Raw genomic sequence first — 15,593 nt, 5'->3', positions numbered from 1 at the left:
GAGAGAGATATGATCAGATTTGCTGCAAGCTTCGCGGTTGCGCTGGGGCTGGGCACGGCCGTTCAGGCGCAGACCTGGGACATGCCGACGCCGTATGGCGACACCACCTTCCACACCGTGAACATCCGCGATTTCGCCGAGGACGTGTCGAAAGCGACCGACGGCAAGCTGGAGATCAAGGTGCATTCGGCGGGCTCGCTCTTCCCGCATTCCGAGATCAAGAACGCCGTGCGCTCGGGTCAGGTGCCGCTCGGGGAGTTCTTCCTCTCGACGCTCTCGAACGAGGATCTGGCTTTCGGCGTCGACAGCCAGCCCTTCCTCGCCACCAGCTACGATCAGGCCGAAAAGCTGTGGGAGGCGCAGAAGCCCGTCATCACTAAGCTTCTCGACAAGCAGGGCCTGATGCCACTGTTCTCGGTGCCGTGGCCGGCGCAGGGGCTCTACACCAATGGCGAGATCAAATCCGTGGACGACCTCGCGGGTCTGCGCTTCCGTGCCTATAACCCGGCGCTGGAAGAGTTTGCGACGCTTGCCAAGGCCGCGCCCGTGCAGGTCGAAGCGGTCGACATTCCGCAGGCTTTCTCGACCGGTCAGCTGCAGGCGATGATCACCTCGCCCTCGACCGGTGCGAATTCCAAGGCCTGGGACTTCGTCGACACCTACACCAAGATCGACGCCTGGCTGCCCAAGAACATCGTTGTGGTGAACAAGCGCGCCTTCGACCGTCTGAGCGAAGACGAGCAGAAGGCCGTGATGGATGCCGCCGCGACCGCGCAGACCCGCGGCTGGGAGATGTCTGAGAAAGAGGCCGCCGAGAAGACCGCCGTGATGAAGGAAAACGGCATGGCGATCGTCGATCCCAGCCCCGAGCTGGAAGCCGGACTGAAGAAGATCGGCGACGAGATGCTGGCGAACTGGAAAGAGAAAGCCAGCCCCGACGCGCTTGAGGTGCTCAAGGCCTATCAGGGCAACTGAGCCCGCCCGATCCGGCCCTTCCGCGTCCCGCGCGGGAGGGCCTTTTTCGATGCTCACCCCCACTTCAAGCCTTCGGAGCTTTCGCCATGCGTCGCCTGCTCGATCAGGTCTATCTTCTGTCCGGAGGGATCGCGGCCGTCTCGATCCTCGCGATCTGTCTGCTGGTCACGGCACAGGTCGGGCTGAACGTGCTCGCCCGTCTGGGCGGTCCCGCCCTCTCCTACACGATCCCCTCCTATGCCGATTTCGCGGGTTATTTCCTCGCGACGGCAAGCTTCATGGCGCTGGCCCATACGCTGCGCCACGGCAGCCATATCCGCGTCAATCTCGTGCTGACCCGCCTGCCCGCGCGCGGCCAATGGGTGGCCGAGATCGTGGCGCTCGCGTTTGGCTTCGTGGCCAGCGTCTACGCTGTGTGGTTCGCAACCTCGCTGATGCTCGAGAGCCTGCATTACGGCGATATGTCCACCGGCATCGTCGCGATCCCGATCTGGATCCCGCAATGCACGATGGTGGTGGGGCTGGGTCTTCTGGCGCTCGCCTTCCTCGACACGCTGATCGAGAGCATCCGCGCCAAGCGCCCCGTGCTCGTCGATGATGTTTCGGAGTAAACCATGTCCGATCCGATGACCTTCGCAATTCTTCTGGGGCTGCTTCTGGTGCTGCTTGCGGGCGGCGTCTGGGTGGCGCTGTCGCTGCTGATCGTGGCGCTCGCGGGGCTGGCCTTCTTCTCCGGCGCTCCGACCGGGCTGGTGATGGCGACCACGCTTTGGGGCCACAGCCATAGCTGGCCGCTGGCGGCTCTGCCCCTGTTCATCCTGATGGGCGAGATCCTGCTCCGCTCACGCCTGTCCGAGGATATGTTCTCCGGCCTCGCGCCGTGGCTGGGCCGCGCGCCGGGCCGCTTGCTGCATGTGAACGTGCTGGGCTGCGCGATCTTCGCCGCTGTTTCGGGCTCGTCGGCGGCGACGGCGGCCACGATCGGGCGGATGTCTGTGCCCGAGCTCACCCGCCGCGGCTATCCCGAGAGCCTGATCCTCGGCACGCTGGCGGGCTCGGCCACGCTCGGCTTTCTGATCCCGCCCTCGGTGATCCTGATCGTCTATGGCGTCGCGACCGAGCAATCCATCGCGCGGCTCTTCATCGCGGGCATCCTGCCGGGGCTGATGCTGGTGAGCCTGTTCGGCGGCTATGTCGCGCTCCGGGCGTGGATGAACCCCGCGTCGATCCCGCGTGAAGACATCACCCTGAACCTGCGCGAGAAGCTGCGAGCGTCGCGCCGCCTGATCCCGATCGTGATCCTGATCGGCGGCGTGATCGGCTCGATCTATACCGGCGTCGCCTCGCCCACCGATGCGGCGGCCGTCGGCGTGGTCTTCTCGGTGATCCTTGCGATGGCGACGGGCAGCTTCCGTTGGCGCGACTTCAAGGAGGCTCTGTTCTCGGCCACCCGCACCAGCGCGATGATCGCCTTCATCCTGCTGGCGGCCTCGGTGCTGTCGGTCTCGATGGGCTTCACCGGCATCCCGCGCAACCTTGCGGCGTGGATCGGCACGTTCGGTCTGTCGCCCACGGCCCTGCTGGCGGTGCTGACAGTGTTCTTCATCCTGCTGGGCTGCTTCCTCGACGGGATCTCGGTCGTGGTGCTGACTACCTCGATCATCCTGCCGATGGTGGAGGCCGCGGGGATCGACCCGCTGTGGTTTGGTATCTACCTCGTGCTGGTCGTCGAGATGAGCCAGATCACCCCGCCCGTGGGCTTCAACCTCTTCGTGATCCAGGGGCTGACCGGCTACAACATCCTCAAGGTCGCCCGCGCGGCATTGCCCTTCTTCGGGCTGCTGTTGCTGGCGGTGCTGCTGATCACGCTGGTGCCGGGGATCGTGACCTACCTGCCCTCGCTGATGGGCAACTAACCGAACCGACGCGCGGCCTCAGAGCGAGGAGGCCGCGCGGCTCGCCTGATCGTAATAGCCCGACAGCACGCGCAGGGCCGAGGCGATCTCGCGCAGATCCTCGCCCGCCATACCGCCTTTCTGGATCGGCTCGAGCAGGCATTCCTCGCGCACTTTGCGATAGCGTTCGCACAGCTCGCGCCCGCTTTCCGAGGTGCGGTAGAACACTTCCTTGCCGCGCTTCTCGGAATCCAGCAGACCCAGCTTCAACAGCTTGCGCAGCGCATAATTGACCGTATGCGTGTCCTCGATATTGAGCAGGAAGGTGATGTCGTTGAGCCGCTTTTCGCGGTCGCGGTGATTGGTGTTGTGCAGCACGAGGATTTCGAGCGGCGACAGCTCCATCCCCGAAGCCGCCATGCAGCGCTGCATCCATCGCGCGAAGGAGTTGTAGGCGATGATCATCCCGTATTCGAATTCCGAGGCTTCCCAGCCCGGCCCTTCGGCCAGATGGCGGGATGAGACGATGCGGCGTTCTCCTGCGGGCATGAGCGGCGCTCTCCTTTCGTGCGTTTACACCCTCACCTTATAGACATTTCGCTGACATTCTATCCTTGAGAGAAATTCGGCGCGCGCTTTTGCAGGTTCGCCATCACCATTTCCATCTGCGCGGGACCACCGATGATCTCCGCCTGCAGCTCGGCCTCCAGCGCCAGTCCGTCGCCGGGCGGCATCGTCCATGCCTGATCCACCAGCGCCTTGCTCGCCGCCAGCGCCTCGGGGGAGCGTAGCGCGAGATCGGCGGCCATGTCGCGCGCGGCGACCAGCGGCTTTTCCGCGATGCGCGTGATCAGCCCCAGCCTCTGCGCCTCCTCGGCCTCTAGCACCCTGCCGGTCATCATCAGCTCTTTCGCGATATCCGCCCGGACCAGTTTCGGCAGGCTCTGCGAGATGCCCATATCGGGGATCAGCCCCCATTTCGCCTCCATGATCGACAGCCGCGCATCGGGCGCCGCGATCCTGAAATCCGCACCCAGAGCCAGCTGCATCCCCGCCCCGAAAGCCACGCCCTCGATCGCGGCGATCACCGGCACGGGCAGCTGCGCCCATCGCGTCACCGGACGCTGAAAACGGTTCGCGCCCTGCGCATCGCGTTCGGCCATCTGCGCCTTCACCCCCGCCAGATCGGCCGCGAAGCTTTGCATCACACTCAGGTCGAGCCCGGCCGAGAAACAGCCGCCCGCGCCGGCCACGATCACCGCGCGCAGGCCCTTTTTCTGCGACAGGCTCTGCGCCGCCTCGGCCAGCGCGTCGAACATCTCCAGCGTCCAGGCGTTCTTCTTCTCGGGGCGGTTGAGGGTCACCTCCGCCACGCCTTGCGCGCTTACCGAAATCTGCACAGGGTCGGCCATGTCCATCCTCCTCGCTTGGGTCTGCGCACTATGCAGACCCGCCGCCCCCTCGCAAAGCGGAACGCGGGGTCATAGGTAGGAGATCGACAGGCGCGCGCGGCGTTGGACAGCGCTGCGCGGCGCGCTAGCTCTGCCCCGACGGAGGTTCCCCATGCAGCAATTCTCACTTCTCGATCTGTCGCCCGTGCCCGAAGGGAAAACCGCAGCCGATGCGCTGGCGGGAACGGCCGATCTGGCCCGGATGGCCGAAGACGCGGGCTATCACCGCTTCTGGCTGGCCGAGCATCACAACATGCCCGGCATCGCGAGCGCCGCGACCTCGGTGCTGATCGGCCATGTCGCCTCGGTGACCAAGACGATGCGCGTCGGCGCGGGCGGCATCATGCTGCCCAACCACGCGCCGCTGGTGATCGCCGAGCAGTTCGGCACGCTGGCCACGCTCTATCCCGACCGGATCGACCTCGGTCTAGGCCGCGCGCCCGGCACCGATGGCGGCACCGCCCGCGCCCTGCGCCGCAACATGTCGCCCGAGGACACGTTCCCCGCAGACGTACAGGAGCTGCTCGCCTATTTCAGCGACGAGGCAGAGAATTTCCGGGTGCGCGCCATTCCGGGCGCAGGCACCCATGTCCCGATCTGGATCCTCGGTTCGAGCCTCTACGGCGCGCAGCTCGCCGCCTATCTCGGCCTGCCCTATGCCTTTGCGTCGCATTTCGCGCCCGACATGCTGGGCGATGCGCTTGACATCTACCGCCGCGATTTCCGGCCCTCGGCCTATCTCGACAAGCCCTATGCGATGATGGCCGCCGGGGTCTTTGCCGCCGACACCGATGAGGAGGCGCAATATCTGCGCTCGTCTCAGGTGCTGGCCTTTGCGCGACTGCGTTCGGGCAAGCCCGGCAAGCTGCCGCGCCCGACCGAGGATCTGTCCGAAGTGCCGCCGCAGATGATGGTTCAGGTGCAGCGCGCGCTGTCCTGCTCGGCCACCGGCTCCAAGGAGAAGGTGCGCGATGATCTGGCGCGCCTGATCGCGCAATACGAGCCCGACGAGCTGATGGTGACCGGGATGATCCACGACGCGGATGCGCGTCAGAAGTCCTTCAAGATCGCCGCCGAAGTGCTCAGCGAGTTTCGCGAGCAACCCGCCGCAGCCTGAGGCACGGCGCGACACTCAGACATGCAAAGAGGCGGGCCCGAAAGCCCGCCTCTTTTCGTTTCAATCCGTTCCGCTTCAGTGCCCGGTGATCGCCGGGAAGGCCACCAGCAGCCCCACCGCGAGGATCTGGATCGCGATGAAGGGCAGCAGCGAGCGGAAGATCTCGCCCAGAGAGATGTCCTTCGGTGCGACCGATTTCAGATAGAACGCGGCTGGCCCGAAGGGCGGCGACAGGAAGCTCACCTGCATGTTCATCGCGAAGACCACGCCGAACCAGACCGGATCGTAGCCGAGGTCTTTCACGATCGGCACGAAGATCGGCATCGTCAGAAGCGCGATCCCCACCCAGTCGAGGAACATGCCGAGGAAGAACAGGATCGCCATCATCGTCAGGATCACGATGATCGGAGTGTCCGAGACGCCTTTCAGCAGCGACGACACGAAATCGATCCCGCCCATCAGGTTGAACACACCGACCAGAGCCGAGGCGCCGATACCGATCCAGACGATCATCCCGCAGGTGGCGAGCGTCTGCAGCGCCGCCCCTTTGAGCATCGAGAGCGTTAGCTCGCCCCGGATGATGGTCGAGAGCATCACGCCCGCCACACCAAGCGCCGAGGCCTCGGTGACCGAGGCGATCCCGCCATAGATCGAGCCCAGCACAAAACCGATCACCAGCACCGGCAGCACGAGCCCCTTCAGGAGCTTGATCTTCTCGGACCACGGGCGGTCATCGGGCTCAGGTATGGGCGCCAGATCGGGGTTCAGCTTCACCCGGATGATCACGAAGATCACGTAGAAGGCCGCGAGCATGAAGCCCGGAATGAAGGCCGAGGTGAACAGATCGCCGATCGAGACATTCGCGGTCAGGCCGTAGATGATCAGAACGATCGACGGCGGCACCATGGTCCCCAGTGAGCCACCTGCGCAGATCACGCCGATGGCGAGCTTGCGGTCATAGCCCTGGCGGATCATCTGCGGCAGGGCCAGAAGGCCCAGCAGGACGATCTCGCCGCCGATGATGCCCGACATTGCCGCGAGGATGACTGAGACGAAGATCGTCTGCACCGCCACCGCGCCGCGCATCCGGCCGCCGACGAGTTTCATCGCCTCGAACAGATCGCGTGCGATGCCCGATCGGTCCAGAAGCGCCGCCATCATTACGAACATCGGCACCGAGACGAAGACGAAGCTCGAGACGAAGGAATAGACGCGGCTGGTGATCAGCGGCACCGCCATCGGCCCGAACCAGCCAAGCGCGAAGATCAGCGCGACGAGCAGCGTCACGAAAGCCAGCGGCATGCCGGTCAGCAGAAGACCGATCAGCAGCGCGAAAAGAAGAACCGTGCCGTAGCCGATGCCCAGCGCGGAGAGGTCGAAACTCAGCAGATGTTCGATCATTTACCGGCCTCCGATGCGAAGGCGCCGCGCAGGTAGTTCACCGCCATGACGATGAACTGCACGACCATGAGGCAGAGCACGACGAGAAGGAAAATCTTGAGATAGGCCGGGAATGGCGGATCCCAGGCGCTGCCCGAAGTCTCGAAATGGACCTCGCCGCCGGGACGGAATATCGCCTTCATCACCATGCCGTAGGCGGCCCAGGCGAAGAAGCCGGCCGCGAAGAGGCAGATCAGCGAGATGATCGCGTCGAGGATACGCTTCGCCCGGCCGGTGACCATGTCGTAGATCAGCACGACGCGGATATGGCTGTTGCGCACGACGCAGTAGAGCCCGCCATAGACGAAGGCCATCGCGCAGAGGAAGATCGTCGTCTCATGCGCCCAGATCGTCGGGCTGTCGAAGCCGTAGCGCAGCACGACCTCGTTCAGGAGGATCAGCGCGGAGGCGATGATGCCGAGCGCGAAAACGATACCCACCGCGTTGATCGCGCGGCCGAGGATGCCCGCTTCGGGGATGGTCGCCGCCTCGTCCTCGTTTTGCACCGGTTCCGGCGTGTGCGGATCATGTGCGGGGTGATCCACCCCGGTCTTATCGGGTTGTGACATTGCAAAAACCGCTGCTGTCAGGAAACAGGAAAAGACGCGGGGCCACGCGCGCGGCCCCGCACCGTTAGGGTATCAGAGAAGGTTGTTCTTCTTCAGGTAGGCGGTCAGGACGTCATAGACGTGCTGTGCCTTGTCCGACTTCTTGGCAACCTTTTCCCACTGGGTGATCGCGATGCGGCGGAACTTGGCGCGCTCTTCATCCGACCAGTTGTGGATATGGATCTTGCCACCCGCTTCGGCCTTGGCCACGGCCTTCTTGTCGGCCGCTGCGAGATCGCTGACCTCGTTGGTCGCGAATTCCTTCACCGACTCCTGGAAGGCTTTCTGCAGGTCGGGCGAGAGCGAGTCCCATTCCTTCTTGTTCATCGCAACGCCCACGAGCGGCATCGAGTGGAAGCCCGGGTAGACCGGGTTCGGCGCGATGTCGTTGAGGCCCTGCGCCTGGTTGGTCGAGAACACGGTGTAGTCGGCCGCGTCGATCACGCCCTTGTCGAGCGCGGTGTAGACTTCCGAACCCGGCAGGTTCACCGGGGCCGCGCCAGCCGCCGCGAAGACGTCCTGCACGAGGCCTTCCGGCGCGCGCATCTTCAGACCCTTCAGGTCCGCCACGCCGTCGAGCGGCACTTTCGAGACGAGCGACTCGAGGCCCGTCGTGGTCGAGCCGACGTAGTGCACGCCATAGGGTTCGAACAGGTCGTTCGCGAGTTGCTGGCCACCGCCATTGTTCATGAAGTCCAGCAGCTGATCGGTGCTCGACCATGCGCCGACCGGGTTGCCCAGCAGCGAGAAGGCCGGGTCTTTCCCCGCGAAATAGGAGATGTCGGTGACGATACCGTCGATGATGCCGGCGCCGGTGGCGTCCAGCGTCTCGTTATGTTCGACGACGGAGCCCACGGGCATCATCTCGACCTGAATCTGGTTGTCGGTGCGCTCCGCGAGGTCCTTCGCCCAGTTCTGCTGAAGTTCGAAGTTCGGGTTACCTGCCGGGTCCGAGCTTTGGAACTTGTACTTGTGGGCTTCGGCATTCGCGGCGCTGGCCAGCGCCACGATGGCGACGCTCGCGAGGGCGATTTTACGGATCGGTTTCGTCATGGTGTCCTCCCTTAAAAGACGAAATCAAACTTGTGGGGCCGTGAGGCCCCAGGCGTTCAATATCTGCGCACAAAGCGCCTCTGGCGCTTCGCGGATATCGCAGCTCAGCGGGGCCTCGTCGGGCCCCGGCATTTCCAGATCGGCCAGCTGACTGTCGAGCAGCGCGATCGGCATGTAGTGGTTTTCGCGCGCGGCCATCCGCTGGGCGATCAGGTCGCGCGGCCCGGTGAGATGCGCGAGATGCATCACGCCGAGACTCTGGCGCAGGCGATCCCGGTACGAGTGCTTGAGCGCCGAACAGGCGAAAACGACCGTCCGGCCGTCGCGCCCCGCCTCGATCACGCCCTTCGCCACGAGGTCGAGCCAGTCCCAGCGCATCTCGTCGTTGAGCGGCAGACCGGCGGCCATATGCGCGACATTCTCGGGCGGATGGAAATCGTCAGCATCGAGGAACACGCCGTCCACCGCTTGCGCCACGCGCTGCGCCACCGTCGTCTTGCCGGTGCCGCAAACGCCCATCACAAGGACTGGTATCGCGGTTGCGCTGCTGCTGCTTGCCATCTTGCCTTACCGGGTTCACAGGTGTTTCTTGGACACAGAGGCGTAATGTAAGCGGTTACATTCGTCAATCGCGCTTTTCGAAGAGAGACGCGCCCCAGGGGAGAGGCAATGAATAAAAATAAGGAAAACAAGTCAGTTACGATGCGCGACGTCGCCGACCATGTCGGTGTAAGCGTTGCCACTGTTTCGCGCACCCTGCGCAATCCCGAGGTCGTCTCGCCGGCCGTGAGGGACAAGATCGCCGCCGCAATCGAATCGCTCGGCTACCTGCCGGACCCTGCGGCAAGGGCCCTCGCCTCGACGCGGTCGGACATTATCGGGGTGATCCTGCCCTCGGTGTCGAACAACGTCTTCGCCGATGTGATGGACGGGATCTATTCCGCGGTCGAGGGCACGCATCATTCGGTCCAGCTTGGCTATTCCCGCTACGCGCCGCTGTCGGAAGAGAACCTGATCCGCGTCTTCCTGCGCCAGCGCCCCGCCGGGCTGATCGTGGCCGGGGTCGACCAGACCGAGGCCGCGCAGGCACTATTGCGCGAGGCGGGCTGTCCCGTGGTGCAGATCATGGAGACCGGCAGCGCCCCCTATGACCGGATGATCGGGTTCTCGCATTACGACGCCGCCCGCGCCGCCACCGCGCATCTGATCGCGCAGGGCTATCGCCGCCCCGGCTTCTTGGGCGCGCGGATGGACCCGCGCACGCAGCGCCGCCTGCATGGGTTCCGCGACGAATTGCGCGCGCATGGCATCGAGGAAGGAAAACGCATCCAGACGACCACCCGCCCCTCCTCGGTGACGCTGGGCAGTCATCTGCTCGCGCAGCTGATGGATCTCGCCCCCGAGACCGACGCGATCTTCTGCATCAATGACGACCTCGCTCTGGGGGCGATGTTCGAAGCGCAGCGCCGCAACCTGCGCATTCCCGACGATCTTGGCATCTGCGGGTTCAACGACATGGAGATGATGGCCGCCGCCGAACCGTCGATCTCCTCGGTGCGCACCTTCCGCCGCGAAATGGGCGAAGGCGCGGTGCAATTGATCCTCGATGCGCTTTCAGGCAGCGCCACGCAGGAAAAGGTCGTCGACCTCGGCTTTCAGATCATGCAGCGTCGCTCCACGCGCGGGCGCTGAGCGGGCTGATGGCACTGACCGCCGCGACCTCGGTTACGGAATGCTCTGGAGTTCGGTTGCCCTCCTCGCCCTCGTGGCGGTCGCGGCCTATCTCGCAATCGAGCGGGTCGAACGCGCCATGCTGCGCCGCTACGGGGCCGAGCAACGCGCCAGATAAGATCGGGAGAGACATGACATGACGCCAGCCGTTTTCGCCATTCCGGGTGACATCACGCAACTGACCGGCGGGTTCATCTACGAGCGCAAGCTGCTTGAGGCGCTGCGGGCCGAGGGCCGCCGCGTGGAACATCTGGAACTGCCGCCCGGCTTCCCCGATGCGACGCCCGAGGAGACCGAGGCCGCGCGCCGCCAACTGACCGCTATTCCCGCGGACGTGCCGGTGATCCTCGACGGTCTGGTCTTCGGGTCTATCGACCCGGAGGTGCTCGACGCGATGGCCGCACCCGTGGTGGCGATGCTGCACCATCCGCTGGGGCTCGAGACCGGGCTGACCGAGGACCGCGCGCGCCATCTGCTGACACGGGAGGCGGAGAACCTGCGCCGCGCCGCCCATGTCGTCGTGCCGAGCCCGCATACCAGCGCCATTTTGCAAAAGGAATTCGGCGTCGCACCGGAGCGGATTTCGATCGCCCTGCCGGGCTTCGACCGTCCGCCGGTGATGGAGAGCGCGAAAGCCGCCCCGCCGCTGATCCTCGCGGTCGGGCTATTGGCGCCGCGCAAGGGCCATGACGTGCTGATCGACGCCTTGGCCGAGATCACCGATCTGGACTGGCGTGCGCAGATCGTGGGCAGCGCACAGGACCCGGAGGTCGCCGATGCGCTCGCGGCGCGGATCGCACGGCTCGGGCTGAGCGCGCGGGTGCAGCTTGCCGGACGGATGGAGCGCGACGCACTGGACACCGCCTATCGCGCGGCCTCGATCTTCGCTCTGGCGACGCGCTACGAGGGCTACGGGATCGTCTTCGGCGAGGCGATGCTGCACGGGCTGCCCATCGTGACCTGCCGCACGGGCGCGGTGCCCGACACGGTGCCGCCCGATGCCGGGTTTCTCGTGCCGGTCGATGCGCATCTCGATTTCGCGGAGGCGCTGCGGCAGCTTCTCCAAGACGCTGACCTGCGGCAGCGAATGGGCGCGGCCTCGGCGGTGGCGGGGACCGCCCTTCCGGATTGGCGCGACACGGCGGCGATCATGGGCGCGGTGCTCGACAGCCTTTCCGCGTAACGAAATCTGCCGGCCTCGCGTCTTTCCTTCGGGCGCGCGAATTCGCGGATCGCGCCCTCGGTTCCGACACGATTTTTTGCCTTATGTGATTGATCCGAAAAGGAACGTGCAGCCTGCGGGTCCGTTTCAGCCTCGTAATTTCAAAAGGAGGCATCTCATGAAATCCAAGACCCGCACCCTCACCGCTGGTATCGCCGCAACCCTGATGGGCACGATGGCGCTCGCAGGCTCGCCCGCCAATGCGATGGACCACGCGAAAGGCGTCAAGCCGCGTCCGGATCTCGACAAGCACGTGGCCGCTGCGCTTCAGCAATGCGCCAGCCTCCAGGAGACCTGCAAGCAGGTCGCGACCAATTCCGCAGCCGTTCTGGTCTTCCCCGAAGTGACCACGGTCGACCTCGGCATCGGCGGTTCGGGCGGCTCCGGCGCGCTGATCGAGAATGGCAAGGTTCAGGGCTATTACGACATCGGCAAGGCGTCGGTCGGCCTCCAGCTCGGCGCCAAGCAGGCGAGCCAAATCTACGTCTTCCCGACCAAGAAATCGGTCAGCGAAGTGCAGAACGGCGGCGAATGGCATGTCGGCGCGGGCGCGGGCATCACCGTCGTCAACGCCAATGCGACCGCGAATGTCGAGACCGGCAAGCCGCGCGTCTATGTCTTCGACAGCTCGGGTCTGAACGGCGGTGCGAAGGTCAGCACGCTGCGCATCTGGAAAGACGGCGACAACAGCTGATTGCAGGCGTCTTACCCATCCGGGGGAGGCCCGCGATGCGAAAGGCCCCGGGGTTTGCTTCACCCCCGGGGCCTTTTGTTTTGTTTGTCCGGCGACGTGGCGCGCGGCTCAGGCCTGGCGCGCGTCGCTGATCGCCTTGCGCAGCGTGTCGGCATCGACCGCGCCGGGATAGACGTCGCGCCCGACGATATAGGCGGGCGTGCCACGCAGACCGATCGCGACCGCCTGCCCGTCATTGCGCGAGAGCAGCGCGTCGATCTCCTTGCGGTTGGCCTTGTAGCCCGCCATCGCCTTGTCCGGGTCGACACCGGCCTCGGAGAGCGTCTTCTCGATCAGGTCGTTCGACAGCTTTCCTTGCGTCGCCATCAGCGCCTCGAGACCCGCTTCGTATTTGCCCATGCCCTGCGCGCCCAGCACCAGTTGCGAGGCATAGACCGACGGCGCACCGAAGATCGGCCAGTCCTTCATCACGACGCGCAGATTGCCGTCCTCGCGCATCACCTTCTCGACCACCGGGTGGTTCGATTTGCAGTAGGGGCACTGGTAGTCGAAATACTCGACCAGCGTGATGTCGCCATCCGGATTGCCAAGCGCGGGCGCCTTGGGATCGTGGAACACCGCTTCCGGCGAGATGTCGGCCTGCGCGAGGCTCGCCGTCGGCAGGATCAACGTGGAGCCCGCGGCGACGCTTGCGAGGGTGAGGAAATTCCGGCGATCGATCATGTGTCGTCTCCTGTGGTTTGGGGGAAATCTTCGGGGGAGTAGGGAACGGGCGGCAGCGGCTGGCCCGGCGGCACCGTGCCCTTGCCGCTCTCGGCACGGGTCAGCACGACGACATGCGTGCCTGAGCGGACGCGGTCGGCGAGGTCGATGATGTCCTGATTGAACAGCCGGATGCAGCCCGCCGAGGTCGCCTTGCCGATTGAACTGTCATCCATCGTTCCGTGAATGCGGTAGAGCGTGTCCTTGTTCCCGCGATGCAGGTAAAGCGCCCGCGCGCCGAGCGGATTGTCGAGGCCACCGGCCAGCCCGTCCTTCACCGGTCCGTATAGCTCGGGGTCTTCCTTGATCATGCTCTTGGTCGGCGTCCAGCTCGGCCAGTCGCGCTGATATGGGATATGCCCCTCGCCGGAAAAGCCGCGCCCGTCCTCGCCCACGGCGACCGTATAGCGCAGCGCGCGGTTGTTCTTCTGCACGAGGTAGAGCTTGCGCGCCCAAGGGTCGACGACGATCGTGCCCGGCGGCTCGTCGGTCCAGTAATCGACCTCCTGCCGGGCTTTCTCTTCGCTGAGAAGCTTCGGATCCACCGCCGGGATCGTGCGGCCGTCATCCTCCATCGCGCCGTAGATCGCCTTCACGCGCGCGCTCAGCTGCGGCGCTTGCGGCGCGGGTTGCGGGGCCGGGCTGGGAGGCTCGGGCGCGCAGGCCGCGAGGGCGATCAGCGCGAGAGGGGCGAAGCGGGTGAGGGTCATTGAGCGATCTCCGAAAGCGAGGTCGTGAGTTTCGGCGCGGTCACATCCCCGATCAGCCGGGTGCCCTGCGCCTCCGAATGGTCGGGGCTGAGGAAGATCAGCGTCGGCGGTCCGATCACGCCCAACTGCTTGAGAAGCGCCTGCTGCGGCGCGCCGGTTTTGGTCACATCGACCGCGATGGGCGTGACGTGGCGCAGCGCCGCCTGCACCTGCGGGTCGGGGATCACCTCGCGCGCGATGGTGGCGCATTCGGTGCACCACTCGGCCGTGGTGATCAACATCACCGGCGCGTCCTTCGCGGCGTTCAGCGCAGCATCGAGCGCCTCGGGCGTCTCGACATGGGTGAAGTCATCCTCCGTCAGCACCTCCGACGTGGCGGCCATGACTGTCTGGCCTGCGGTGAAGGGTGCAAGCGGCCGCAGAGGATCGGCGGCGCCGCTCGCCGCGCCGATACCTTCGAGCGCACCGGCCAGCAGCGCCGCGACACCCAGTGCGCCGCCCACGCGGCGCAGGCCCGAGCTTTCCGGTCCGAACCGGTCGCGACCACCGAGGGCCACGCCCGCGCCGATCAGCAGCAGCGCCCAGAGCGCGAGGATCGCGGGCCCCGCGACGACGCGGCTCAAGAGCCAGATCGCCACGCCAAGAAAGACGAAGCCGAAGGCGCGGTTCACGCCGACCATCCATTCGCCCATGCGCGGCAGGATCGCCGAGCCGAACAGCCCCACGGCCATCAGCAACACGCCCTGCCCCAGCCCCAGCGCGAACAGCGCCGAGGCGCCGAGCCCTGCATCGCCCGTCTGCGCGATATAGAGGAAGGCACCAGCCAGCGGGGCGGTCACGCAAGGTCCGACGATCAGCGTCGAGGTGAAACCGAGGATCGCCGCGCCTGCGAGCGTGCCGCGCCGCCCCTGCACGGAACTCACCTTGTTGGTCAGCGCCTGCGGCAGGCGCAGCTCGAACAGGCCGAAGGAAGACAGCGCGAGAACGGCGAACAGCAGCGCCAGCGCGATCACCGTCGCAGGCGCCTGCATCAGGAATTGCAGGTTCTGCCCCGACCACGCAGCCACGATGCCGAGAAGCCCGAAGGCCACGGCCATCGCCAGCACATAGGTCCCGGTCAGCGCCAGCCCGCGCGCGGGTGTCAGGTCTTTGCCTTGCGCACCCAGCATCCCGGCCACAATCGGCACCATCGGCAGCACGCAAGGCGTGAAGGCCAGAAGCAGACCGAAACCGAAGAACGAGGCCACGACCAGCGCCCAGCCGCCTTTCGCCGCGATCCCCGCGACGAGGCCGTCATCGGAGGTGAGGCTCAGGCTGTTTCCGCTTTTTTCGGAGGCGGATGCGGGAGGCGTGGGGGTCTCGGCCTCGGAACTCGCGGCTGGCGCGGAGGACGCGGCGCTCTGCGCATAATCCGGCACTCCGGCGGCTTGGTTCGATTGCGCCGCGCCGGATGCGGGTGCAGTCGCGGCCCCACCCGGCGGCACGATCTCGCGACTTTGTGGCGGGTAGCACAGGCCCTTTTCCTCGCAGCCCTGCCAGTGCAGCGTGAACGGGCCGGTGATGTCGCTCACCACGGCCTCGGTGTGATCGTGCCAGACCTCGACCGTGCCGAAATTCGGATCGTCCTTCATCTCGCCCGGCTGCGTCTCGATCATGGGCGCATCGCCGCCCTCGGCGCTCACCGTCAGATGCTCGCGATAGAGGTAATAGCCCGGCGCGATATCGAAGGAGACCGCGAGCGTCCCGTCCTCCTGCCACGCGGTCTCGACCTGAAACGCCTCTTCGGGCGACAGGGGACCGCTGCCCCCCTTGGGCTTCAGAAGATCGAAGCCCTGCGCCGCAGCGAGGCCGGGCAACAGCAATGAGACCAGAAACACGCCCCAGAGGGCGCGCAGCGATAGACGGGAAAGAGCCTTTGCGTTCATGTTGGCCGGA

16 protein-coding genes are annotated in these 15,593 nt (G+C 65.6%); 7 read left to right on the top strand and 9 right to left on the bottom strand.

The window, feature by feature from the left end; all coding sequences use genetic code 11:
- Positions 1-9 precede the first annotated feature (9 nt).
- The 3 genes from AC2TZ7_RS07570 to AC2TZ7_RS07560 all read left to right on the top strand — a co-directional run bounded on the left by AC2TZ7_RS07570 (position 10) and on the right by AC2TZ7_RS07560 (position 2,891).
- Positions 10-975, top strand: a complete 966-nt coding sequence (locus AC2TZ7_RS07570; RefSeq protein WP_098410219.1) for a TRAP transporter substrate-binding protein — start codon at positions 10-12, stop codon at positions 973-975.
- Between the two features lie 86 nt (positions 976-1,061).
- Positions 1,062-1,586, top strand: a complete 525-nt coding sequence (locus AC2TZ7_RS07565; RefSeq protein WP_489866460.1) for a TRAP transporter small permease — start codon at positions 1,062-1,064, stop codon at positions 1,584-1,586.
- Positions 1,587-1,589: 3 nt separating this feature from the next.
- Complete coding sequence (locus tag AC2TZ7_RS07560; protein ID WP_078519821.1) at positions 1,590-2,891, top strand: TRAP transporter large permease; 1,302 nt, start codon at positions 1,590-1,592, stop codon at positions 2,889-2,891.
- A gap of 18 nt (positions 2,892-2,909) precedes the next feature.
- On the opposite strand, the gene AC2TZ7_RS07555 is transcribed toward AC2TZ7_RS07560, so the two are convergent.
- A complete protein-coding gene (locus AC2TZ7_RS07555; protein ID WP_075776310.1) occupies positions 2,910-3,419 on the bottom strand; it encodes a winged helix DNA-binding protein in 510 nt (169 codons plus the stop codon).
- Positions 3,420-3,478: 59 nt separating this feature from the next.
- The gene (locus AC2TZ7_RS07550; RefSeq protein ID WP_489866459.1) at positions 3,479-4,282 is read right to left on the bottom strand and encodes a crotonase/enoyl-CoA hydratase family protein; all 804 of its coding nucleotides are present in this window, start codon (positions 4,280-4,282) and stop codon (positions 3,479-3,481) included.
- A gap of 151 nt (positions 4,283-4,433) precedes the next feature.
- Here AC2TZ7_RS07550 and AC2TZ7_RS07545 point away from each other — a divergent pair, with 151 nt between their 5' ends.
- Positions 4,434-5,438: an LLM class flavin-dependent oxidoreductase gene (locus tag AC2TZ7_RS07545; RefSeq protein ID WP_489866458.1), complete on the top strand. Its 1,005-nt coding sequence runs from the start codon at positions 4,434-4,436 to the stop codon at positions 5,436-5,438.
- A gap of 75 nt (positions 5,439-5,513) precedes the next feature.
- On the opposite strand, the gene AC2TZ7_RS07540 is transcribed toward AC2TZ7_RS07545, so the two are convergent.
- The 4 genes from AC2TZ7_RS07540 to AC2TZ7_RS07525 all read right to left on the bottom strand — a co-directional run bounded on the left by AC2TZ7_RS07540 (position 5,514) and on the right by AC2TZ7_RS07525 (position 9,100).
- The gene (locus AC2TZ7_RS07540; RefSeq protein ID WP_489866457.1) at positions 5,514-6,839 is read right to left on the bottom strand and encodes a TRAP transporter large permease; all 1,326 of its coding nucleotides are present in this window, start codon (positions 6,837-6,839) and stop codon (positions 5,514-5,516) included.
- Entirely contained in the window at positions 6,836-7,447 is a 612-nt protein-coding gene (locus AC2TZ7_RS07535; RefSeq protein ID WP_078604053.1) for a TRAP transporter small permease subunit, read from the bottom strand. Before AC2TZ7_RS07535 ends, AC2TZ7_RS07540 begins: the two co-directional genes overlap by 4 nt.
- A gap of 72 nt (positions 7,448-7,519) precedes the next feature.
- Positions 7,520-8,539 carry a TRAP transporter substrate-binding protein gene (locus tag AC2TZ7_RS07530; RefSeq protein ID WP_489866456.1) on the bottom strand — a complete coding sequence of 340 codons (1,020 nt, stop codon included), beginning with the start codon at positions 8,537-8,539 and terminating at the stop codon, positions 7,520-7,522.
- Positions 8,540-8,563: 24 nt separating this feature from the next.
- Complete coding sequence (locus AC2TZ7_RS07525) at positions 8,564-9,100, bottom strand: gluconokinase (protein ID WP_489866455.1); 537 nt, start codon at positions 9,098-9,100, stop codon at positions 8,564-8,566.
- A gap of 141 nt (positions 9,101-9,241) precedes the next feature.
- On the opposite strand from AC2TZ7_RS07525, the gene AC2TZ7_RS07520 reads away from it, so the two are divergent.
- The 3 genes from AC2TZ7_RS07520 (at position 9,242) to AC2TZ7_RS07510 (ending at position 12,186) form a co-directional block, all read left to right on the top strand.
- Complete coding sequence (locus tag AC2TZ7_RS07520) at positions 9,242-10,231, top strand: LacI family DNA-binding transcriptional regulator (protein ID WP_489866454.1); 990 nt, start codon at positions 9,242-9,244, stop codon at positions 10,229-10,231.
- Positions 10,232-10,406: 175 nt separating this feature from the next.
- Entirely contained in the window at positions 10,407-11,453 is a 1,047-nt protein-coding gene (locus AC2TZ7_RS07515) for a glycosyltransferase family 4 protein (protein ID WP_489866453.1), read from the top strand.
- A gap of 157 nt (positions 11,454-11,610) precedes the next feature.
- A complete protein-coding gene (locus AC2TZ7_RS07510; protein WP_489866452.1) occupies positions 11,611-12,186 on the top strand; it encodes a YSC84-related protein in 576 nt (191 codons plus the stop codon).
- 108 nt (positions 12,187-12,294) lie between these two features.
- On the opposite strand, the gene AC2TZ7_RS07505 is transcribed toward AC2TZ7_RS07510, so the two are convergent.
- The 3 genes from AC2TZ7_RS07505 to dsbD are packed head-to-tail and all read right to left on the bottom strand — an operon-like array spanning position 12,295 to position 15,583.
- Positions 12,295-12,909: a DsbA family protein gene (locus AC2TZ7_RS07505; RefSeq protein WP_489866451.1), complete on the bottom strand. Its 615-nt coding sequence runs from the start codon at positions 12,907-12,909 to the stop codon at positions 12,295-12,297.
- Complete coding sequence (locus AC2TZ7_RS07500) at positions 12,906-13,658, bottom strand: L,D-transpeptidase (protein ID WP_489866450.1); 753 nt, start codon at positions 13,656-13,658, stop codon at positions 12,906-12,908. Before AC2TZ7_RS07500 ends, AC2TZ7_RS07505 begins: the two co-directional genes overlap by 4 nt.
- On the bottom strand, positions 13,655-15,583 hold the full coding sequence (dsbD, locus tag AC2TZ7_RS07495) for a protein-disulfide reductase DsbD (protein WP_489866449.1): 1,929 nt from the start codon (positions 15,581-15,583) through the stop codon (positions 13,655-13,657). Before dsbD ends, AC2TZ7_RS07500 begins: the two co-directional genes overlap by 4 nt.
- Between the last annotated feature and the right edge of the window lie 10 nt (positions 15,584-15,593).

The organism is Thioclava sp. ISO4 (assembly GCF_058105145.1).
This window is presented reverse-complemented; position numbering and strand designations above follow the sequence as displayed.